The organism is Bacteroidota bacterium (assembly GCA_018266755.1).
In the GTDB taxonomy this organism is placed as follows: Bacteria; Bacteroidota; Ignavibacteria; order Palsa-1295; family Palsa-1295; genus JAFDZW01.
This window is the reverse complement of the sequence record JAFDZW010000005.1, coordinates 770,425-791,887: the sequence shown is the minus strand read 5'-3', so window position 1 is coordinate 791,887 and position 21,463 is coordinate 770,425. Positions and strand designations below refer to the sequence as shown.

Annotated in this window: 20 protein-coding genes; 10 read left to right on the top strand and 10 right to left on the bottom strand. The window is 55.2% G+C overall.

The features are described 5' to 3' along the window. Nucleotides 1-139: 139 nt before the first annotated feature. From JSS75_08120 to JSS75_08105, 4 genes are all read right to left on the bottom strand, one after another. On the bottom strand, nt 140-2,683 hold the full coding sequence (locus JSS75_08120; GenBank protein ID MBS1903652.1) for a penicillin acylase family protein: 2,544 nt from the start codon (nt 2,681-2,683) through the stop codon (nt 140-142). Then, on the bottom strand, nt 2,680-3,156 hold the full coding sequence (gene rnhA, locus JSS75_08115) for a ribonuclease HI (GenBank protein ID MBS1903651.1): 477 nt from the start codon (nt 3,154-3,156) through the stop codon (nt 2,680-2,682). The genes JSS75_08120 and rnhA overlap by 4 nt, the downstream gene beginning before the upstream one ends. A 93-nt stretch (nt 3,157-3,249) precedes the next feature. Next, nucleotides 3,250-4,152, bottom strand: a complete 903-nt coding sequence (locus JSS75_08110) for a metallophosphoesterase (GenBank protein ID MBS1903650.1) — start codon at nt 4,150-4,152, stop codon at nt 3,250-3,252. Nucleotides 4,153-4,163: 11 nt separating this feature from the next. Then, a complete protein-coding gene (locus JSS75_08105) occupies nt 4,164-4,520 on the bottom strand; it encodes a hypothetical protein (GenBank protein MBS1903649.1) in 357 nt (118 codons plus the stop codon). 70 nt (nt 4,521-4,590) lie between these two features. Here JSS75_08105 and JSS75_08100 point away from each other — a divergent pair, with 70 nt between their 5' ends. Next, on the top strand, nt 4,591-5,373 hold the full coding sequence (locus JSS75_08100; protein MBS1903648.1) for a PASTA domain-containing protein: 783 nt from the start codon (nt 4,591-4,593) through the stop codon (nt 5,371-5,373). Between the two features lie 8 nt (nt 5,374-5,381). On the opposite strand, the gene JSS75_08095 is transcribed toward JSS75_08100, so the two are convergent. Further along, nucleotides 5,382-7,304, bottom strand: a complete 1,923-nt coding sequence (locus JSS75_08095) for a hypothetical protein (GenBank protein ID MBS1903647.1) — start codon at nt 7,302-7,304, stop codon at nt 5,382-5,384. A gap of 229 nt (nt 7,305-7,533) precedes the next feature. Between JSS75_08095 and JSS75_08090 the strand changes: the two genes are divergently transcribed. Next, nucleotides 7,534-8,487 carry a rhomboid family intramembrane serine protease gene (locus JSS75_08090; protein MBS1903646.1) on the top strand — a complete coding sequence of 318 codons (954 nt, stop codon included), beginning with the start codon at nt 7,534-7,536 and terminating at the stop codon, nt 8,485-8,487. Nucleotides 8,488-8,521: 34 nt separating this feature from the next. Further along, a complete protein-coding gene (ispG, locus tag JSS75_08085) occupies nt 8,522-9,634 on the top strand; it encodes a flavodoxin-dependent (E)-4-hydroxy-3-methylbut-2-enyl-diphosphate synthase (GenBank protein MBS1903645.1) in 1,113 nt (370 codons plus the stop codon). 2 nt (nt 9,635-9,636) lie between these two features. On the opposite strand, the gene JSS75_08080 is transcribed toward ispG, so the two are convergent. From JSS75_08080 to JSS75_08065, 4 genes are all read right to left on the bottom strand, one after another. Beyond that, the gene (locus JSS75_08080) at nt 9,637-10,980 is read right to left on the bottom strand and encodes an IgGFc-binding protein (protein ID MBS1903644.1); all 1,344 of its coding nucleotides are present in this window, start codon (nt 10,978-10,980) and stop codon (nt 9,637-9,639) included. A 134-nt stretch (nt 10,981-11,114) separates the two neighbouring features. Then, entirely contained in the window at nt 11,115-11,744 is a 630-nt protein-coding gene (locus JSS75_08075) for a c-type cytochrome (protein MBS1903643.1), read from the bottom strand. Nucleotides 11,745-11,790: 46 nt separating this feature from the next. Continuing rightward, complete coding sequence (locus JSS75_08070) at nt 11,791-12,114, bottom strand: hypothetical protein (GenBank protein MBS1903642.1); 324 nt, start codon at nt 12,112-12,114, stop codon at nt 11,791-11,793. Nucleotides 12,115-12,189: 75 nt separating this feature from the next. Beyond that, nucleotides 12,190-12,783, bottom strand: coding sequence for a TetR/AcrR family transcriptional regulator (locus JSS75_08065; protein ID MBS1903641.1), 594 nt, complete (start codon nt 12,781-12,783; stop codon nt 12,190-12,192). Between the two features lie 84 nt (nt 12,784-12,867). Here JSS75_08065 and JSS75_08060 point away from each other — a divergent pair, with 84 nt between their 5' ends. Genes JSS75_08060 through JSS75_08040 form a run of 5 tightly spaced genes read left to right on the top strand, consistent with a single transcriptional unit; the run spans nt 12,868 to nt 18,073 of the window. Beyond that, nucleotides 12,868-13,632 carry an enoyl-CoA hydratase/isomerase family protein gene (locus JSS75_08060; protein MBS1903640.1) on the top strand — a complete coding sequence of 255 codons (765 nt, stop codon included), beginning with the start codon at nt 12,868-12,870 and terminating at the stop codon, nt 13,630-13,632. A 6-nt stretch (nt 13,633-13,638) separates the two neighbouring features. Then, nucleotides 13,639-14,499 (top strand): hypothetical protein, encoded by an 861-nt coding sequence (locus tag JSS75_08055; GenBank protein ID MBS1903639.1) that lies wholly within the window; start codon nt 13,639-13,641, stop codon nt 14,497-14,499. A 41-nt stretch (nt 14,500-14,540) separates the two neighbouring features. Continuing rightward, entirely contained in the window at nt 14,541-15,080 is a 540-nt protein-coding gene (hslV, locus tag JSS75_08050; GenBank protein ID MBS1903638.1) for an ATP-dependent protease subunit HslV, read from the top strand. A 34-nt stretch (nt 15,081-15,114) separates the two neighbouring features. Then, nucleotides 15,115-16,617, top strand: coding sequence for an ATP-dependent protease ATPase subunit HslU (gene hslU / locus JSS75_08045; GenBank protein ID MBS1903637.1), 1,503 nt, complete (start codon nt 15,115-15,117; stop codon nt 16,615-16,617). Nucleotides 16,618-16,621: 4 nt separating this feature from the next. Beyond that, entirely contained in the window at nt 16,622-18,073 is a 1,452-nt protein-coding gene (locus tag JSS75_08040; protein MBS1903636.1) for a PQQ-dependent sugar dehydrogenase, read from the top strand. Nucleotides 18,074-18,075: 2 nt separating this feature from the next. On the opposite strand, the gene JSS75_08035 is transcribed toward JSS75_08040, so the two are convergent. Continuing rightward, nucleotides 18,076-19,635, bottom strand: coding sequence for an FAD-dependent monooxygenase (locus tag JSS75_08035; protein ID MBS1903635.1), 1,560 nt, complete (start codon nt 19,633-19,635; stop codon nt 18,076-18,078). 245 nt (nt 19,636-19,880) lie between these two features. Here JSS75_08035 and JSS75_08030 point away from each other — a divergent pair, with 245 nt between their 5' ends. Beyond that, nucleotides 19,881-20,267 (top strand): VOC family protein, encoded by a 387-nt coding sequence (locus tag JSS75_08030; GenBank protein ID MBS1903634.1) that lies wholly within the window; start codon nt 19,881-19,883, stop codon nt 20,265-20,267. A 152-nt stretch (nt 20,268-20,419) separates the two neighbouring features. Then, a complete protein-coding gene (locus JSS75_08025) occupies nt 20,420-21,037 on the top strand; it encodes a transposase (protein ID MBS1903633.1) in 618 nt (205 codons plus the stop codon). The last annotated feature ends 426 nt before the right edge of the window (nt 21,038-21,463 follow it).

Sequence of the window (21,463 nt, the reverse complement as noted above, 5' to 3'; positions counted from 1 at the left end):
GTAGTTAAGCCCGACTCTTAAGGTAATGGTGATCTTAGTCGCATTGCGCGAGTCTCAGGGTATTGCGACGGTGAGTGTGTAAAGTTAGTTCGCAATGAAATAAGGAGTTAGATGCCCTTCGAGCAGGTCTGGGGCTTCGTTATTTCATCAGCACCAGCTTCTGCCAAGTTGGCTCGATGCGGTTCAGCGGGAGTTCGACAAATCGACCTTGTTTGAACTGATCGACCATATCGCGGTAGTGGGGGCTGAACATGTTGCCTGAGTTGCCGGTCGGCAGTGAGACGAAGAGTGAGGGCTTGCTCATGTCGGCGATCATGCGCATCGACGGGCCAACGCGCATTTCGAACGGCTGCCAGAACATATAGCTCGATTGTGCGACGGTCGTCAGGCTGCCGCCATTCGGGCCGGAATTGATGTCGCTGAGGTTCGCAACGACCGACGATGCCGCTCCTGCCGGGTTGTGGTAGGTGAGTGTATGGAATGTGCCCCAGGTCCAGCGTCGGACGTCGGGGCCAAACTTCGAGGTAAGCCACTTGACGGTTTGCTCGAACGAGCGACGAATCATATCGTCGCGTGTCTCGATTTGCGGCGATCGGACGTCGTCCCACCAGATGTTGTTCGGCTCGGTGAGTAAATGAGCGATCGTACGGGCCGGGACGTTATTAACATAGACGAACTCATTATAGAGTTGGTCGCCAAGTTCGTCCCAACAGGTATTCGAGAGCAGCCTGACGAGGAAGACATTGAGTATTGTCGTGCTGACGTCCATGCTGTCCTGCACGCCGTCCCAGTTTGTCAGGTAGTCCAGTGCCTTTCGCGTGACGAGGTTCAGATGCGTCCCGCCGATGGAAGTATCCTGGTACACGCGAAGAATCGGGTCACGAAGTTCGTGAAACTCGAACGGGCTTGCAAGGTCGCGGACGATGAGAGAAAGCTGTGCCGGGTCGAGTTTTTTCGCGGCGCTGACAAGCTGGGTCATGCGTTCGGCACGTTCCGGAGGCTCCCAGTTTTCACCGTGCGGGTTGCTACGAAACGCCGTGGCCGGGTTGTTTGCCGAGACGATAAATCCATCGGCGGGATCCGATTGATGCGGCAGATGTGCCGTCGTAACGAATCCCTGCCAAAGCTCCGACGCCTCCTCCGCATGGCGCGGGAGCAGTGTGCGGCCTTCACCACCGTTGCGGACGGGGATGCGGCCGATGACTTGAAATGCGATCTGCGATTCTCCAGCACCGGCGACCGATAGGTTCAGGCACGGAGTGGCGAATTCGGACATATCGTCGATCGCTTCGCCACACGTCTTCGCTCGGTGTAGTTTGAAGAAGCTGCCGAGTTCGTCTCCGAGTGCGAAATAGCCGTTCCATTCGACGGCGATGGCAGTGCCTGGTTCGCGGTCACGGCTGAGGGCATCGGAGACGGGAGTGTTCGGTGAATTCGCGAACGTCTTGCCAAGACCGAACGTCGGGATGTCGCTGACGATTGGACCGAGGTCCGTGGTTCGGACTTCGAGCGTGTCGAATCGGTACGGCATTTCTTCGTCGGAGGTACGGACGCGGATGAACTCTTTGCTCGATGCGATCGGCTTCGATCCGTTCGGCGTGTGATACGCATGGCCGTTCGAATCGAGGTCAAGAATGAAATAATCGGACTCGTCGATCATGCCGTTCGTCAGTCCCCAACTGATCTTCTCGTTGCGTCCGCTAAGGACGAGCGGCAGACCGGGAACGGTAAAGCCTGCGATATTGAGTCCGTCATTCGTATGCAGATGAGCGACGAACCATCTCGACGGGGCGCCGAGGGCCAGATGCATATCGTTCTCGAGCATCGGTTTCCCGCTGGCACTTTTGCGAGCGGAAAGGGCGATCGTGTTCGATCCGCCACCGGCTTGTGAGCCACCGAATGGTGTATCGTGCAATTCGGCAAAAAACGAATGCAAGGCATGGTGTACTGCTTCCGAGGTTGCTCCGCCAATGTGTACGGAGTCCGGCCGGTGCGGCGGTTGTGCCGAGGCGGTGTGTTGGTCGCCGAGTACGGTCGGGGCATTCGCCGGATAGCCGGGCATCAATGATGCAAGATGCGCAGAATCGACGCGGTCGGCAATGTCGGAGAACGCAGCGTCATTCCAAAAACCGAAGTTCATTTCCCACGACATCAGTCGTCCGATGATCATGCAATCGGTCGGCTTCCATGCGTTCGGTTCGTAATGGAGTCCGTCGAACTCCATGCCGAGCCTTCCGTGATGGGTGGCGATGTAATCGTTGATGCCATCGGCATATGCCGAAAGAAACTTCTTCGTCTGCGGCGATGCGACATTCCACATCCACACAGCGATCTTTGAAAATCCGATGGTTCGGGCCCAACGATCGATGACAAGACCTTTCTCTCCGATCAGTTCGGAGAGTCTGCCTTGACCGATGCGGCGCGTCATGTCCATTTGGAAGAGGCGTTCCTGCGCCTGTGCAAAGCCGAGAGCATAATATGCCTCTTGCTCCGTCTGCCCATATATATGCACGACGGCGAAGCTGTCGCGATAGATCTCAATGGGGTTCGTCGCGTGGCTGAGATGTTCGGTCCCGCTGTATTGCGGTAACGACCGATCGATGCCGAACCAGCCGAGGACGAAGATCGATGCGGCCAGCGACAGCAGCACCACGACTACGCCAAAGATGAAGCGGGCGATCATTGCACGCCTTCGTCTACGAGGAGATCGTCGGAGCGCGACGCCGCAACAGCCAGTTCGTCGCAACGTTCGTTGAGCGGGTCGCCATTATGACCTTTCGTCCAGGAAAATGCAACATGATGCGTTTCGAACAGATCGAGCATGCGTTTCCAGAGGTCGACGTTCAGTACCGGTTTTTTGTCGGCCTTCTTCCAACCGCGCTTGACCCAATTCTTGAGCCAGCCTTCGTTGATGGCATTGACGATATACTGGGAATCGGTGAAGACTTTGACCGTGCACGGTACCTTCAGCGATTCGAGACCGGAAATTACGCCGAGCAACTCCATACGGTTGTTCGTCGTGCGCTTGTAGCCCTGCGAGAGTTCTTTACGACGGCCTTCGGTGTCGATGAGGATCGCTGCATAGCCACCGGGCCCGGGATTGCCGGAACAGGCTCCGTCGGTGTAGATCGTAACGTGCGGTCGGTGCTGGGACAAGTCGGGTGCGTATAATATTGAGCGTTGAACGTGCTCAACAAGAACGCATGGGGTGCTGGTTCTGCAAACGTCGCGAAGTGAGCGAATTGCCGGTTAGACGAGCGTGAATTTCACGATCTCCGGCGGGCAGTTGAGTCGCATCGGAAGTGCGACGGTCCCGAGGCCACGGCTGACATACATCTGTGTCTTCGAGCCGTTCTCGCTGGTATACATCCCCTGGATGTATTTCGATGCGAAGGCGCTTGGGCAGATCACGGTCTTGCCGAATTTTGCAAGCACAATCTGTCCGCCGTGGGTATGCCCGGAAACGATCAGCCCGACATCGGTCTTGGCATATTCTTCGAACCGGTACGGCTTGTGGCACATAAGGATGGTTGCAGCGTTATTCGGCACGCCCGAATAGACAGCATCGATATGCGGCGCGACCTTGCCGTCGACGTGATCGAGAATGCCGTCGGAGTCGATATCGTCGACACCAAGCAGATATACGGTAGCATCACCTTTCTTTAATGGTATGTTCCCGTTGCGGATCATCGTAATCCCGGCGCTTGCAATTCCTTCGCTGACAAGATCGGCATCGACGTAGAACTCATGGTTGCCAGTCGTCGCATAGACGCCCATCGGCGCTTTCAGTAGGGAAAATGCCTCGACAATCGGCGGAAGTTCGTCGCGATGTGTCGTGACAAAATCGCCGGGGAGCAGAATGATGTCCGATTGAAGGCTATTGATGGTATGGGCGATGCTGATCAACTCGTCGCGCATCATATACGGGCTGGAGTGGACGTCACTCGCCAGTGTGATTGTTGTACCTTTGAATTCAGGCGGAAGATTGGGGATGGAAATATCGCGGTAGGTAATTTGGACGTCATTTCGTGTGGCAATACCACCGATACATCCGGCGATCGCAAGCGAACTGACCGTCGCCACTCCGCCATAAAGAAACTTACGTCGGTTCATGCGTCCGCTACCCGACTCCTGCAACTGTACTTCGTCCATCAATTCTAATATTACGTCCGGCGGCGCCTGAGGTTACGCAGGCGCTTACTCGTGAGCTCCCACACGACTATGGGGACGAGGATAAGCGTCCAGACGATCATCAATCCCTGCCAGATCGTGTAGGGCACCAGTAAGATATTCGTCAGAACGGGTAACTGGGCGTTAATCTGACGTCGGAAGAACAAGAATGCGACCGGTATGTTCATTACGAAGAACGTAATGCGGGCGATCCGGACGATGAGTGCGGATCGATCCGGGAAGTCGCGAACGACCACCTTCTTTAGTTGGCGGTAGACGAACCACTGCAACAGGAAGAGGATCGCGCTGATCGCGAGAAAATACGCCAGATACGATTCTTTCGACGGCATTGAAGGATAAACGGTATTCCCCCAGTACGTGTTCTCAACGCCGCGAGGATTATTCTCTTATATTCGCGTGATGAAACCCGTTCAGCAACCGAAATTACCGCAGGGAAGACTCCGACGTCTCGCAACAGGCGCGCTTATTGCGTTGCTGGCCTTCTTCGCGCTTCTGCTGTTGCTCGACAAAGTAATCCTGCCATGGTATGTCAAGCGGGGTGAGGTAAGTGTACTGCCGAAGGTGGTCGGAATGAACGTCGATCAGGCGATCAAAGTCCTTGACGAGGCAGGATATGAACCCATCAAGTATGAGACCCGCTTCGACGAAAAATTCAAAGACGGTACAATCATCCGCCAGACACCCGAAGGTGGTGACGAGACGAAACCGGGACGCAAAGTCTATCTGATTATATCCGGTGGGAAAGAGTCCGTCGTGATGCCAAATCTTATCGGGAAGAATCTTCGTGATGCACGACTGCTGCTCGTCAAAGCGAATCTGGACGTCGGCAAGACAGACATGGATTTCACCGACTCGATCCCTGCCGGTGTCGTGTTCAAGCAGTCGCCGAAAGCGGGGACGACGGTCACGACATCCCAACTGATCGATCTTGTTGTATCGCAGGGGCCGAGAGCAGGACGTGTTCCCGTGCCCGACCTGACCGGTCTAACGGTAAATGAAGCCGTTGTGAAGCTTGGAAATGTGAATCTCGGCAAAGGTCGCCAGGACACGACAGACAGGCCTTCTGCAAAACCCGGTACGATCTTCGATCAGGCGCCGAAGCCGGGAGAGTTGGTGCTCGAAGGGACCCAGGTGGACCTCTTCATCGTGAAATCGGGGTCGCCGCCGGTTGACCAGCAGTAGCTGTCGGGTCACCTCGCGACGAGAACCGCACAGCTCGCATCGGCAGATTCCGAGTGCAACGAGAGCCGATACCATCCGTTCGGTATGGTGCCGAGATCGAGTTTCGTCGTACCTTTTCGAACGGTCGTACTCAGCAGATGAAGCAATGTCCCATGTTCGTCACTCAGCACCATCGTTGCTTCTCCCACATCTTGCGTCGATGAAAGATAGACGACGCCGGCGGACGGATTGGGAAATACGGTAAACCGTGGCGGTTGATGGTATCGGACGAATCTGGTGATCGTCATTACGCCACAGCCTCGAGGCGGGCAGATGTCGATCGGTACGCCGGCCCCGATGGAATACTCGCACGGAGCGAGCGGATTTAGGATCGATAGCGAATCAAGGACGGCCTTGAAACAGGTGTCGCCGTCAGGGTACACTTGAAAGCGAAGCTCGCCTGATGCACTGTCGATTAAAAGGTCTCCCGCGGTGATTCGAAGCCGTGACCGACCGGCCCACTGCTCACCAGGGATGTCAAGCGGCACCCCCGTATTCGAAAACGCGCCGAGATAGATGAGCTTCGGATCGTATCTGAGCACGACTTCCAAATTCTCGCGGATAGGAAAGCCGGTCATGATGATCGGCACGGAAACGTCGTCTCCGATCGTGTCGGTCGCAACCGATGCCGACAACGGTTCTACGAACGTGATTCCCCGGCCATACCCAGCGAGTGGGACGCCAATGTGTGTTCCGTCTTCGAGCACTATCACATACTCACCATGTCGGTCCCCGCTTCCGCGCGGGTGAAACGAGATCGTGGCCGTATCAAAGCCTGAGAGCGAGTCGAGAATTGGGCGAACGATGACGTAGTCCAACGAATCAGGCCCGCCGATGTACTGCGTGTCGATCTTTGGGTAACTGCAAAGCTGCAATGTGAAGTCGACATCACGCAGTATTGGTGAGTCGCAGTTGAGTAGTGTATCGGATACGAAAAGCTGGAACGGCGAGATCTCGAGGCCCACGTAAGGCTTGACGTTCTGTAATGAGTCGCCGCCGCTCGTGAACGTGCGCCAAATTGTACCGGTGTTGTCTGCGGCAAGGATAATATTCGCTGTGATCGGACACACGAGCCGAGAATCGAACGGCGCGTTCGGTCCGCCGATGGGGCTCCACGTTACTCCGAGATCGGTCGAGCGGAGTATGCCGTTCGCGGTCGTTTGAACGAAGACACCCGGAGCGGCGAGTGCGACAGAACCACAATAATATGGCCGAACAGCTTGAAGGCCGGTTGATGTCCAGGATGTACCCTCATCCGAAGAAATATACAGTGCAGCTTTGTTATCATCTGGGGTCGTGCATTCTTCGTTGACTGCATAGATATACTGCGGCGTACACGGGTCGACATCGAAGCTCCAGGAGTCGAAGTCGATGTGCCCGGCTTGACGTTGCCAGGTTGCGCCATAATCGGTCGTTTTATAGATCGAGCGGCCGCTTGGTTGGTCGCCCCCAAGAGCGAGTGCGCTTCCACCGAGCAGCGGTTTTACGCACGTAACGAGGGTTCCGAGATTTGAACTGCTCCAAGTGGTTCCTCCATCGAGCGTGACGTCAACGGTTTGACCGATTCCGGTCGCGATAGCGATCGCGTTCGGATTCCCGAGGAATATTCCGCTGTTTGCGCTCCCAAACCGTTGGAAGCGTTTCCAGGTAAACCCTTGATCGTGAGTAAGATATACGCTGCCGAAATGGGTACATACGATGCCGCTCGAGCGATCGAAGAAATTGATGTCATCGATGTAATCGTTACCGAGGTTACCGACGGAGCGAGATTGCCAGGTAACGCCGCTATCGGGTGACATCCAGACGTCGTGGCTGCCCGCCCAGACGAGACCTCCGCGATGGATGATCGACCCCATGCCGAAACTCTGTTTTCCAAGCAAGGCAGGGGCCACGGCCGTCCACTGGGCACAGAGTGTCGCCGGTACTATCGAAACCCACAATACCACAAGTAACCACTGAATTCGGCGCTGGATGACTTCATGGTTCCTTCTATGTGAAACTGTGGTTTTCAATACTGCGTATAGATGAGCATACTACCAGTGGAACAGACATCTATGGGTGCCTGTTCGGGGGTATCTAATCACTTGAATGGGTACATGAATGTACCCATAGGAACAATTCATGAGCAGTTTTAACCGTTCCTTCAGAGGCGGAGCAGGTCTTGGCGGATTCATGGCGAGGTCGCCGGTGATCCGTACGATGCTCTACGTCAATGTTGGAGTGTTTCTCGTCGAGATGCTCTTTGGGGGGCTGCGTTTGGGCGGAGTCTCGCTCGAGTATCTCATCCAGCGTTATCTCTATCTGTATCCCCCGCAGTCTGGTAATTTCTACCTGTGGCAGCCGATCACGTACATGTTTCTGCATGGCGGATTCATGCACATCTTATTTAATATGATCGCCCTGATCATCTTCGGTCCTGCACTCGAAATGACGTGGGGATCGCGAAAGACATTTATTTATTATATGCTCTGCGGTCTAGGCGGAGGTGCAGCACATATTCTCATTTCTCCGATGATCTCGGGCGGTGCCGGTCCGCTGGTCGGTGCATCCGGTGCGATCTTCGGTCTGCTTGCCGCATTTGGTTTGATGTTCCCCGATCAGATTCTGCTGATCCAGTTCTTCATCCCTATGAAGGCGAAGTATGCAGTACTGCTGTATATTTTGTTCGAAGTAGTATCGCTGCCAGCGAACGACGGTGTCGGGCATCTTGCACATCTCGGCGGGGCTGTCGTGGGTATTATTTATCTGTTGTTCGACGGCTACAAACCAAGCTTTGCACGGCGAAGTCGTTCCAACTCCTCTGTAGGAATGGGGGCATGGCAACAGCCTCGAACCCCGTTCGGCGGACGGCGTCATGTGAACGACGATGACTCGACGCTCGACGCCGAATATGAGGAGATCGGTTCGTCACGCAGCAAGAACGCGTCGAACGTCACCTCGACAATGGGTCGTGTCATCACGCAAGAAGATATCGATCGCATCCTCGACAAGATCGCCGCGTCGGGGTATCAGAACCTTACCGAAGACGAACGCGAGATACTCTTCGAAGCATCGAAGAAGATGGACGGACGCTGAACACGCGTGAATAACGAACTGTAGATTAGACTCAATGGAATTACCGATCGTTTCCACCCAGACCGGACTTGATAGTTTTCAAAATCACCGCCGCAAATCGCGTCGGGTGATGGTCGGCAATGTGCCGGTCGGTGGCGGCGCTCCGATCTCGGTGCAGACGATGACGAAGACGAAGACCGGCGATGTCAAAGCAACGCTCGAACAGATCCACCGCGCCGAAGAGGCCGGTGTCGATATCGTTCGCGTGACGGTCAACGATTGGGAAGCAGCAGAGGGGATTGCGGACATTGTAAAAGGCACAACAATGCCGATCGTCGCGGACATCCATTTCAACCATGTATTCGCGATCAAAGCGCTTGAGGCTGGGGTCGCAAAGGTCCGACTCAATCCGGGCAATATCGGATCCATCGAACGTATCCACCAAGTACTCGGGCTCGCGAAAGAACGCCGCACACCGATTAGAATCGGTGTGAATTCCGGCTCGCTCGAAAAGGATATTCTCGAAAAGTATGGCTACCCGACCGCCGAAGCGCTGTTCGAATCGGCGATGCGCCACGTGAATATCTGCGAAGACTTCGGCTTCGGTGATATTATCATCAGCGTGAAGTCCACAGACGTTCGTCTCATGATCGCTGCATATCGGTTGATCGCCGAACGTACGGATTATCCGTTGCATCTCGGAGTAACCGAAGCCGGTACGATCCGAGTCGGCACGATCAAGTCCGCCGTCGGGATCGGTACGTTGCTTGCCGAAGGAATCGGCGACACGATTCGCGTCTCACTTACCGACGAGCCGGAACGTGAAGTTGAAGTCGGAAAAGAGATTCTGCGTTCGCTCTCGCTTGCCAGCCGCAACGTCGAGATCATTGCATGCCCGACATGCGGACGCCTCGAGATCGACCTATTCAAGGTCTGTGACGAACTCGAGCGTGCAACCGCGCACTACAAGAAGCCGGTGAAGGTTGCGATTCTTGGATGTGTTGTAAATGGTCCGGGCGAAGCTGCCGAGGCTGATATCGGTATTGCTGCTGGACAGGGCGTTGGCATTCTTTACCGAAAAGGAGAAGTTGTTCGTCGCATCAAGGAGGAAGAGATTGTCCCCGTCCTCCTTGAAGAGATCGAAAAATTCCAGCCGGTAGGGGAATAACGTTATTCTAGGTTCATCCCAAGCGTCATCGCATAGGATTCGTACGCATTCTCCTTTCGCCCGACACCGTACGAATATGCGGCGAACGGTGCACCGCTCAGTTCGATTTTTCCTGGTCGAACCGGAATAGTCACGACCACGAGATCGCTCCCTGCGATCGGAACGACGGACGATGCATCGACTGAATGTCCGTTGAGCTTCAATGTTAAGAGATCTTCTGATCGGGTAACAATATTTACCAAGTCCTGCCAGGAGGCATTCTGATCGTCGGGTGCGACCGTTCCACCACCCGGATGGATCGCGGGAATGGCCGATGTAATGACCGTCGGCATTCGTTCGATGGGTATCAGACTAAGCATGGACGGATCGGCGGCAGCATATGAGTCTTGTGCTTCATCGCTCCCATGCATGTATTGCATTGCGTATGTCGAATGGCTCGTTTCGAGCATGGTCGCCTGGCGGATTGCATCGTTCTGATAGTAACTGCCGCGAGTCAGTGTAGCAACGACGTTCCCGCCCAGCTTCACGATTGTATTGTCTTCCATCGCCACGACACGGATGCTTGAAGCTACTTGCCATTTGAACGGAGCAATGGCGAACGTTTGTCCGAGTTTATCCGAGCTGGGAATCATTTCCATCAGGAGGTCGCAATAGTACACGTCTGATGGGACTTGCGCACAAGTATGGCCGGTGATAACGGCAACCGGCTTGTTCGAATGAATCATCGTTCCTGTGATATCGGCATGGACCTCGTCGCCACCGAGATGAAGCACTTCGCCTCGCTCAAGGGTAGAACTCCGGATGAGATGTGCATCATGTACCGAACTGGGGTATTGGAGTGTGATTGAGGTGCCATCCTCCGCTGCAATCACATCACACTGGGTGTGGTAGTGATCCAAACCTGGGATAGAGTCGTAGCCAATGACTGCGTAGTCATGTCCCAACTGGGGTGTGGGGATTGCGCAGTAGCTATCCATGCTCGCGGGCCGATAGCTGACGGCAACAATCGAGACAGGCGCAGAAGCCGTGACATGGGCCGAGGCCTTATGAACCCCCTGGCTGGTCAGCTCCGCGGATGTATCGATCGATATTTCAGCGATGCCCGAGGCCGGGATCGTGAATTCTGTTTGTGTGCCGGTTGCATATTCCTTAATCCTTCCGTTCGTGCCCTCTGTGCCCGAAATAAAGACACGGAAACGCTCTCCGGCAAATCGCTCGAATCGGGCGTTTTGCGGGAAGGCGAGCCAGAAGTCTTTGCCGCTATTGGCGCTTTGGCCTAACGTGGAGATCGGGATGAGCATCGTAACGAACAGGGGAAGCATAAGGAGGTATCGTTGAGTTTTCATAGAGGCGTATTTAGATTAAGACATTCCCCAAAGTTAAGCAAATGTTGGACCAAATACAAATCCCGGTGTAAAAAACAACAACCGCCGGCCTGTGTGGTGGGCCGGCGGTTGTCTCGTTGATAAGGCAGAGGCAGTTACTGAACTTGTACCGGCGGGATGTAATCCGGCACCTGGTTGTGAACTTTTGGTACAGTACGTAGATAGGCATAGATCGATTTAAGGTCGTCATCCGTCATGTGCGAAAATGCAGGCTGCGGCATCGGGGGCATGATCGGGCGTGACGTCGCCCAATGCTTGCCGGTACGGATCGTCTTGACAAACAGATCCTCACCCCACGTGCCGATACCGGTGACGCTATCGGGCGTGAGGTTCATTGCGAACGAAATACCCCACGGTCCGGCAAAGGCAGTATTGGTAACCGAGCCGATCATTGCCCACTTGTGATTGTCGACCTTCGGAACATCGGCCATTGTCAGCTTGAACTCTGCGGGGTGGCCGCTCAGCATGTGCTGCATGTCCGGCTCCGGTCCATGCTCCCCCATTTTGAACGGAGTGTGACAATCGTTGCAACCTCCGACTGCGGTAACGAGGTATTTCCCACGTTCGACGGCCGACTGAGCGGGGGCAGCGGCCTGCTTTTCTTCGGCGGCGTTAGCCTTCGGCTGAGTGTTGCAACCGGATGCGATCATCGCGATACCGGCAGAACCGAGCACGAGTAAGCTCGCAATACGATAGTAGTTTTTGATAGTAGATATCTGTTTCATTGGAATTCGAAGTGAATGATAATTTGAAATCGTCGATACAATTCGCTTAGTGATTCGGGCCGGTAAAGAAGTGGTTTGAGCGCGATCGTTTGCTGCGAACAGTGACGTCGCTGAGGACGATTGTCCCCGAATCGGTCGGTTCGGCGACATCCGAACGTTCGCAGTGCTTCCCGCTGCACATACTGCAAGTTGTGACAGCCACCGGCTCAGCCATACGTGCATGCAGGACGAGCGGGCTCTGGCGATCGGCATAGACATACACCGTATCGGTGGTATAGTGAATGCGGGGCATGACGCAATCGTCAGGGGGCCCGGCGTTGGGGCCGATTGTGAAAAGCGTCAGAATCAGTGCGAGTGTGGAATGAAACATACGGGTCGTCAATGTATATGCCTTATATACATACTGACCAGTCGGTTTGTTTCAGAAAAACAAAAAAAATATCCGTCAGGCCTTCAGATCGAGGTAAAACGAGAGAAAGGCGGTTTTCATGGTTTTGGCAAGGAGGGGGGCATTTTCGCGGCCGGCGTGAATGGCAAAGCCGTCCACGACGCAGCGCATATAGGTTGCCGCCTCGTCCGGCTTAATATTTTTCCGGAGCTCGCCCGATTTCACAAAGCGTTTCAGGACACGGACGAATATTTTATGCATGGCCAGATCGTTGCCGACGAGCACCCGGCGGAGCTCTGCATTCTCGGTGGCAAGGGCATTAAGTTCGTGGATCGTCCGGAGCTCATAGGTTACACTCAGAATGAACTGCGAGGTGGCTTCGACCATCGTATTTAAGAATTCCCTGAACGTGGTGGACTTAGCCTCCAGCGCTTCCATATACTCGACATTCTGTTTCCAGCGCCACTCCGAAAGGGCGACGAAGACTTCTTCCTTGCTCTTGTAATACCAATAAATAGCACCTTTGCTGAGCTTCGCCTCTTTCGCGATGATGTCGACCGATGTGGTATAGTATCCGTATCGTGCAATGCATTTCGCAGCCGCGGTGAGGATCTGCTGCTTTCGTGTCTCTTCGTTCTCGTGTTTCGCCATGATGTATAACTCTAAACCGACTTGTTAGTCAGTTAACCTTTGTGCCGGAATGTTGGTTCATAGGCGGTTGAGAATCGTACCGCAATGGCAGCCTACGAACTGATCAAAACAACGCTCGAACATCCGATTCTTCGGATCGTCCTGAATCGCCCCGAAAAGCGCAATGCGCTTAGCCCGACGATGATTGCCGAGATCTCGGCAGCCCTCGACGATGCGGCCGCTGACGGCGACGTGCGGGTTGTCATTCTCTCGGGCGAGGGTGGGACCTTCTGTGCCGGGGCTGACCTTGCATATATCCAACAGCTTTCATCGTTCGGGGCCGAGGAGAATCTGTCGGACTCCCGAGCGTTGCGAGATCTCTATTGGAAGATCTATACATTCCCGAAGATTGTCATTGCCCAAGTGCATGGCCCGGCGCTTGCCGGCGGGTGCGGTCTGGCAACTGTGTGCGATATGGTTTTCGCAAGCGACGACTCACAATTCGGATACACCGAGACTGCTATCGGCTTCATCCCCGCGCTCGTTTCGGTGTTCCTCATTCGCAAGATCGGCGAACAGCATGCCCGCGAACTGCTACTTTCTGCACGAAAAGTTAGCGCCGAAGAAGCATATTCTCTTGGAATGATCAACGCCGTGGTGCCGTGCCCCGAACTGGAGGCAACGGTGCAGAGCTACGCGCTTGCGATTGCAAAGAATTCTCCCTCGGCGATCGGCCTTACGAAGACGCTGCTTTCAACGGTATCCGGCATGTCAATGGAGCCCGCACTCGAATATGCTGCGTCGATGAACGCGCTCGCTCGGTCGACGGACGATTGCAAAAAAGGAATCGCCAAATTTCTGAACAAGTAGCGTCCAGTGAGTTTTTATCCTCAGCCGAATACCTGGCAATGCGGTCCGTTTGCGCTGAAACATGCGCTGGCCATTCTCGGACTCTTTGTCGATGAACGAACGATCTCGCGTGCTGCTCATACAACTCGTGGGGGCACCGACGAAAAAATGCTTCGCCGCGCGGCAAAACGATTCCATATAAAGCTCATCGAGATCAAACGTTTCAATGAAGACACCGCATATCGGGCTCTGACGAAATACCTCGATCAGGGAATCCCGTGCTTGATCTGTATCAACCAATGGGCGCATTGGGTAACGATCGTTGGGTACAATGCGCGCAGCAAACGGTTCGTCGTACTCGATAGTGAAAAGGATCCGGTCGTTCGACTTCCGTCGTGGACCGAACTCAAGCGGCGTTGGGTGTATAACGATTATCTCCGCGACGGGACGCACAAACAATATTTCGATCTCTATCCCGTCAAACCATTATTCCGTGTGCAGTCAAAGGCGAACTTCTCACTACAGCGCGCCAAGGTACTGCGCCGGCCAAGTAACGATGTATTGGCAAAGCACTTCGATCAATATGTGTCTGACATGCTCGCAATCGCACACCCTCGCTCGTCGCGCTACGATGCGAGCCCCGTGCTTTCGATGGGCGAGTTCTTGCGCCGCCACGGGAAGATGCTTGTAGAGACGGTCTCATACTGGCACGGCAAAGTAACGCCTGCGCAGGTTCGGCGTATCCTCACGAACATGCAGTTCGTCGCCGATACCTACGGTCTCGTGATCCGTGAGAGCGAGGAGCGAGTAACGATCGCATCGTTGGCTTCGCTGCTTTCGACGTGGGCCGTCAGTCACGATCCGATCGAAGAGATCTACGGCGAATAACGCCGCCGAACCAGCAGAAAACCACTCCTGTTCTTAGTACAATGAATCCGACCACATTTCACGCAACGACCGTTATCGGGGTCGTCCGCGACGGCAAGGCTGCACTGGGTTCCGACGGCCAGGTGACACTTGGCAACACCGTCATGAAAGCCAACGCAAAAAAAGTCCGAAAACTCTATAACGGCCAAGTCATCGCCGGGTTTGCCGGGTCGACGAGCGATGCGTTAACGCTCTTCGAGAAGTTCGAATCCAAGCTGAATGAATTTCGCGGTGATCTGCGCCGTGCGGCAGTCGAGCTCGGCAAAGATTGGCGCAACGACAAGTTCTTGCGCCGGCTCGAAGCGATGCTCGCCGTTGTGAACAAAGAGTCTGCGCTGCTCGTATCCGGTAACGGCGATGTCATCGAGCCGGAAGGCGGGATCGTCGCGATCGGCTCCGGCGGGCCGTATGCGCTTGCGGCTGCCCGCGCGTTTGCGCTGACGGGGACGATGGATTCCCGCGCGATCGTCGAGTCGTCGCTGCGCATCGCCGGCGAGATCTGCATCTATACCAACACGAATATTTCGGTCGAAGAAGTCTAATCCGACGCATCTATCGCTGCGTCAACGCTCATTCATGGAAGACAATCAGATTGTAACTACAGCAAGTTCGGGTGGTTTTATCATCGGGCCGGAGCGTTCGCTCACGCCCCGTGAGATCGTGCGCGAACTCGATAAATATATTATTGGTCAGCAGAATGCGAAGCGCTCGGTGGCGATCGCACTGCGCAATCGCTGGCGTCGCCTGCAAGTGAGCGGTAGCCTGCGTGAAGAGATCATGCCGAATAATATAATCATGATCGGACCGACGGGCGTCGGCAAGACCGAGATCGCTCGGCGTCTTGCCCGACTCGCGGGTGCACCGTTCATCAAAGTAGAGGCCACGAAGTATACCGAAGTCGGCTACGTCGGTCGCGACGTCGAGTCGATGGTTCGCGATCTCGTCGATCAGGGCGTGAACATGGTGCGCACGGAAATGTTGAAGATGGTCGAGGAGAAAGCGAAAGTGTTTGCAGAAGAACGAATCCTCGATGTCCTCGTTCCGCCCGTGTCGTCACCGGCTATGGCATCGCGAGAAGGAAGTGCTTCGCCGTTTGGATTTTTATTTCCAGGCGAGAAAGAGTCGACCGAGGCGGCGGATGCCACTGCACCGACTGAAGAAGAGCAGAAGCAAGCTGCATCGGCAAGTCGGACTCGCTCGCGCTTTCGCAAGAAGCTCCGTGACGGCGAGCTCGATGCGCGCGAGATCGAGATCGACGTCACCGAACCGCCGCCGATCGCATCGATGCAAATCATGGGACCGGTCGGCGGCTTCGGCATGGACGAAATGGCGCAGGGCTTGCAGGATGCGCTCAACAATATGATGCCGAAGAAGTCGAAGAAGCGCCGTGTGACGATCGCCGAAGCTCGCACGCTCTTCATACAGGAAGAATCCGCGAAGCTCATCGACCAAGATGCGCTCGTCAAAGAAGCGATCGAACGCGTCGAGCATAGTGGCATCATCTTCATCGACGAGATCGATAAGATCGCGGGCAAAGGCAAGGACGGAGGGCCGGACGTCTCGCGCGAAGGCGTGCAGCGAGACTTGCTGCCGATCGTCGAAGGCTCGACCGTCTCGACGCGCCACGGCCCGGTGAAGACCGATCATGTGCTCTTCATTGCCAGCGGTGCATTCCACCTGACGAAGCCGAGCGATCTGATCCCGGAAATGCAAGGCCGTTTTCCCATTCGCGTCGAGCTCGATTCCCTGACGCAAGATGACTTTGTGAAGATACTCACACAGCCGGAGAACGCACTGCTCAAGCAATACACGGCATTGCTTTCGACCGAGGGCGTTGAGATCAGCTTTACTGACGAAGCGATCGCTGCCATCGCGCGGATCGCGTTCGAAGTGAACGAGTCGGTCGAGAATATCGGTGCGCGAAGACTTCATACCATCCTGACGACGCTGCTCGATACGATCCTGTTCGATGTGCCGGACGTAATTACCGACAAGCGTCTTGTCATCACGCCGGAACTCGTCGAGCAGAAACTTGCAAGTGTCGCCCGCGACCGCGATCTTTCACGCTATATACTTTGAACGTATGCGTACTTCGCTCATCCTCCCGCTCATCGTCGCACTCTGCATTGCACCGGGTGTTCGTGCGCAGTATGCGCTTGAAGAGGCATTCCCGAACCTGCCGTCGTTCGCGCGGCCCATCGAGATGCAGTTCATTCCCGATGGATCGAACCGCTTCATCGTCGTCGAACAACGGGGGAGGGTGTGGGTAGTGGACTACGATGCGAATGTATCTACTCGACGCATGTTCCTCGATCTCTCGAAGCTCGTCGCGCAGAACGATAATGAGGTCGGCCTTCTCGGCGCCGCCTTCGACCCGAATTTCCAGCAGAATCACTACATCTATTTCAGCTACGATACCGGTACATCGGCACAGTACTATTCGCTCATCGTTCGCTACACTGTCAGCACTTCAACGCCCGATTCCATCATCCCCTCGTCAGCGACAACGATCCTGACCTTCACACAGCCTCCCACGTTTCCGAACCATAAAGGCGGTTGCTTGCGATTCGGGCCGGATGGCTATCTCTATGCGTCTTTCGGCGACGGCGGCTCGGGTGGCGATCCGTACAAGAACGGACAGAACACCACGAACTTCATGGGGAAGATTCTGAGGCTCGATGTCGAGCATCCGAGCGGCGGCAACAACTACGGTATCCCACCCACCAATCCGTTCGCGAACGATAACACGGGCAAGAAGAAGGAGATCTTTGCCTACGGCCTGCGCAATACCTGGCGCTTCTCGTTCGACGATGAGTCTGGCGCGCTCTGGGCCGCCGATGTCGGGCAGGACCTCTACGAAGAGATCGATCTGATCTTTGTCGGCGAGAACTACGGCTGGAACCGGATGGAAGGGCTGCATTGCTATCCGCCAAGCGTAACCGACTGCGACACTACCGGCTTGACGATGCCCATCTTCGAGTATCCACACACCAGCGGAAACGTTTCGATCACCGGAGGCTATGTGCATCGCGGCAGGAAGATTGTGCCGCTCGATGGCGTGTACGTCTACGGAGATGCCGGCTCCGGACGGATCTGGGGACTGACCTATAACGGCTCGGTCGTGACCTCGAACGTGATACTCGTCGACAAAGCGACCCCTACATATTCGATCCCTGCGTTCGCCCTCGATACCGACAACGAGATCTTACCAATCAAATGGACAAATAACGGCAGCGTCGGGCGAATCATGCGCTTGGTGAGTGTTGGTTCCGGCGTCGCGAATAAGGATTACTCCGATCTCTCGGTAACAGTGACTCCAAATCCGTTCTCTTCTGAGACACTAATCAACGCTACTTCGGCTTGTCCGATCGAATCGATGAGCCTTACCGATGTCTTCGGCCGCACACTCCGGTTAGAGCCGAGCAGTCAGGTCACATTTCGAAGTCATGACTTTGGTCTTTCATCTGGGGTATATGTACTCTCCGTAAGTAATGGCAAACGAACGGTGACACAGCACGTCGTGATCACCAGATAGCTCTATTGTGTCGAGTGGGCTATCGCTTCTGCAACCCTGACTCCATCCAATGCGGCGCTGATGATGCCTCCGGCGTAGCCGGCACCTTCGGCGCAGGGGTAGAGGCCCGCAACCTGCGGATGTTCAAGCGATTCGTCGTCGCGCGGCACTCGTACCGGCGAACTGGTGCGCGTCTCGACGCCGAGGACCAGTGCGTCGGCCGTCATGTAGCCTTTGATCTTCTTTCCGAACTCCGTAAAGCCGGCCTGAAGTCGCTTCGCGATGGGAGCGGGCAAGAGTGAATGCAATTCGCTCGAGACCGTGCCGGGTTGGTAGCTCGTTTCGGGAAGCGTTGCCGAGAGTTTGCCGCTGACAAAATCAGTCAGTCGTTGCGCGGGTGCTGCTTGCGTACCGCCGCCTGCGTTGAATGCTGCTACTTCCAGTTCGCTTTGATACGCTACGCCTGCGAAGGCGCCGTGCTTGGCGTACGGCTTCAGATCTTCCTCGTCGATCGCGACGACGATGCCGGAGTTTGCGAACGGCGAATCGCGGCGCGACAAACTCATCCCATTCAGCACCAATTCGCCCGGCGCAGTCGATGCAGGCACGATGAATCCGCCGGGACACATGCAGAACGAGAACACGCCGCGTCCGTTCGATTGGATGGCGAGCTTGTAGCTCGCGGCAGGGAGGTGGATGTCGCGCGTCGTGCAATGATATTGGTCGCGGTCGATGAGCGACTGCGGATGCTCGACGCGCACGCCCATCGCGAACGGCTTCGCCTCGATCAGGATGTTATTGGCGGCGAGCAAACGAAAAATATCGCGCGCGCTGTGACCGGTTGCGAGGATCACTGCTTCGCCGAGATGCTCTGCGCCATCGCGAGTGCGCACGCCGAGGATTCGCCCGTCCTTCAAGATAAAGTCATTCACCGCAGACTCGAAATGCACTTCGCCGCCCGCGCCGAAGATGCTCTGGCGAATGGCGGCGACTACCTTCGGCAAATTGTTCGAACCGATATGAGGGTGCGCGTCGATGAGAATGTCGGGTGTTGCGCCGTGGGCGACGAGGGTACGGAGCGCGGCGTCCACGTTGCCGCGTTTGGTGGACCGTGTATATAGTTTGCCGTCGGAATACGTGCCGGCGCCGCCTTCGCCGAAGCAGTAGTTGCTGTCGGGATTGACGATGCCTTTCTTCTGGATCGCGGCCAGATCGTGCCGGCGCGCCTGCACATCCTTCCCGCGTTCGAGGATGATCGGTTTGATGCCAAGCTCGATAAGGCGAAGCGCCGCGAACATCCCCGCAGGTCCGGCGCCGACGATGACAACGCGCTTGGCTGACGGCGGAAGTGCGCGGTAGTGCGCCTCGATAGGCTCCGGCGTCGGGGCGGGCTCGTCAACATAGACTTCCAACCGCAACTGCACGCGAACCTGCTTCGCCCTGCCGTCGATCGAGCGCTTCTTGATCAGCACGCTCGAAATATGCGAAGCCGCCACGCCGAGAAATTCGGCAACAGCATCGAGCCGCAGCTTCGAATCCTCCGCCGCAGCGGGTGAGAGTACGATATCGATCGTTTTGATCACGGCAACCTCTAACACAAGCGAGGGCAAGAATGTCAGTTGGAAGTGTTGGAGCACCCCAAGCACAAGCACTAACCCTCACGGCAGCGTAAGCAAAGATAATAAGACGCCCCTCCTCGACGAGGAGGGGTTGGGGTGGTCGAGTTCGGCCGCCAGCCGCTTCATAAAACAAGAGGATCTTGAGGACGTCGTCGTAGTATGCAGAAGTTCGTATCTTTGTCGTGAAGTTCAATCTACCATCGCTAATTATGCCTACGATCAATCCTCACATCAATTTCAACGGGAATGCCGAAGAGGCGTTCAATTTTTACCGGTCGGTCTTCGGTGGAGAGTTTGTCAAGGTCATGCGCTTCGAGGGGAATAAGATCATGCACATCGCCTTGACCATCGGGCCGAATGTCCTGATCGCCAACGACGTCCCCGAAGTCCTGGGACGAGTGGACGAGAACGAGAACCGATCGAAGATCTCAGTCACTGCCGACAGCAAAGAGGAAGCGGACAGAATATTTGCAGGCCTCTCAGCCGGCGGGCAAGTCGAAGGCCCGATGGGCGATGGCCCGTGGGGGACATACCTCGGATGTTTTCGGGACAAGTATGGGATCGAGTGGATCGTGGAGTGTGATTCGAATCGTTAAAGGTTTCAAAGAGCTTGTAGAGACGCGCATATGCGCGTCTCCGTCCGGGATTCCTCTACATTCTCGGTTTGGTTTGCAGTGTGGGGCGTTGATTGAGACGCGCATATGCGCGTCTCTACAGGTCAATCGTATTTACGGAATCGAACATTAGTATGACATTGTATCGGCAGAAATATCGGGCGGAATCGATACGGCTTGAGCATTGGGATTACTCTACGAGCGCGCTGTACTTCGTTACTATTTGCACGAAAGACAAGGCACATACTCTGGGAGAGATCGTTGATGGCGTTTTCGCTCCTACCAAGGCGGGTGAGTATGTGAAGGCGCGATGGTCAGATATTCCTGCACATTTCCCGTTCGTTACGCTTGACGCGTTCGTTGTGATGCCGAATCATGTCCATGGAATTATCCATATTTCTGGAGATCTCAAAGAGGGTGTCATAATTCCTCAAGAGGCGTACGTCCGAGAGCGTGGAGACGCACATTTGCGCGTCTCTACAGACGCCGGCGAGCATCCCGGAAGGTCATTTGGGCCGTTGCAGCCGAACTCGCTTTCGCTCGTCATCAATAACTACAATGCAGCAGTTCGATGGAACTGCAAGCATGATGGAATTCCATTTGCATGGCAGGAGCGGTTTCACGAACACATCATTCGCAATGACAGGTCGTATCATAAGATTCGTTGGTACATTGAAAACAATGTCGCCCATTGGGATGGCGATTCTATGAATGCGCACCGCAACCGAACCATCCAATTTCCAACCACGTAGAGACGCGCATATGCGCGTCTTCGGGCCATATCAAAGTCATCGTATTGAGCCGAAATTTGGATCGGACCGATTTCGTGGGTCTAGCGGCCTCTCTTCGGTTTTGCGTTCACTGGAATCAGGCGGCGTTGATAGAGACGCGCATATGCGCGTCTCTACAACCTAGGTCAATGCATGAGCAAGCCGGGGTTGTGCTCTGGCCGCTGTAGAGTCGCGCATATGCGCGTCTCCAGGATTAGTCTAAGGCTCCGTTTTGGCGGGGCGTTGATGGAGACGCGCGTATGCCCGGCTCTACAGGCACCCGAGATGTTGGATATCATCGATCGGCACTTGGGATATTGATATCAGGAGCACATCTTCGTTCGGAGTGGTAAGTCCTCGACCTCGAACCAAACGAACGAAGATTGCATTGGTAACATAGCATTTCAT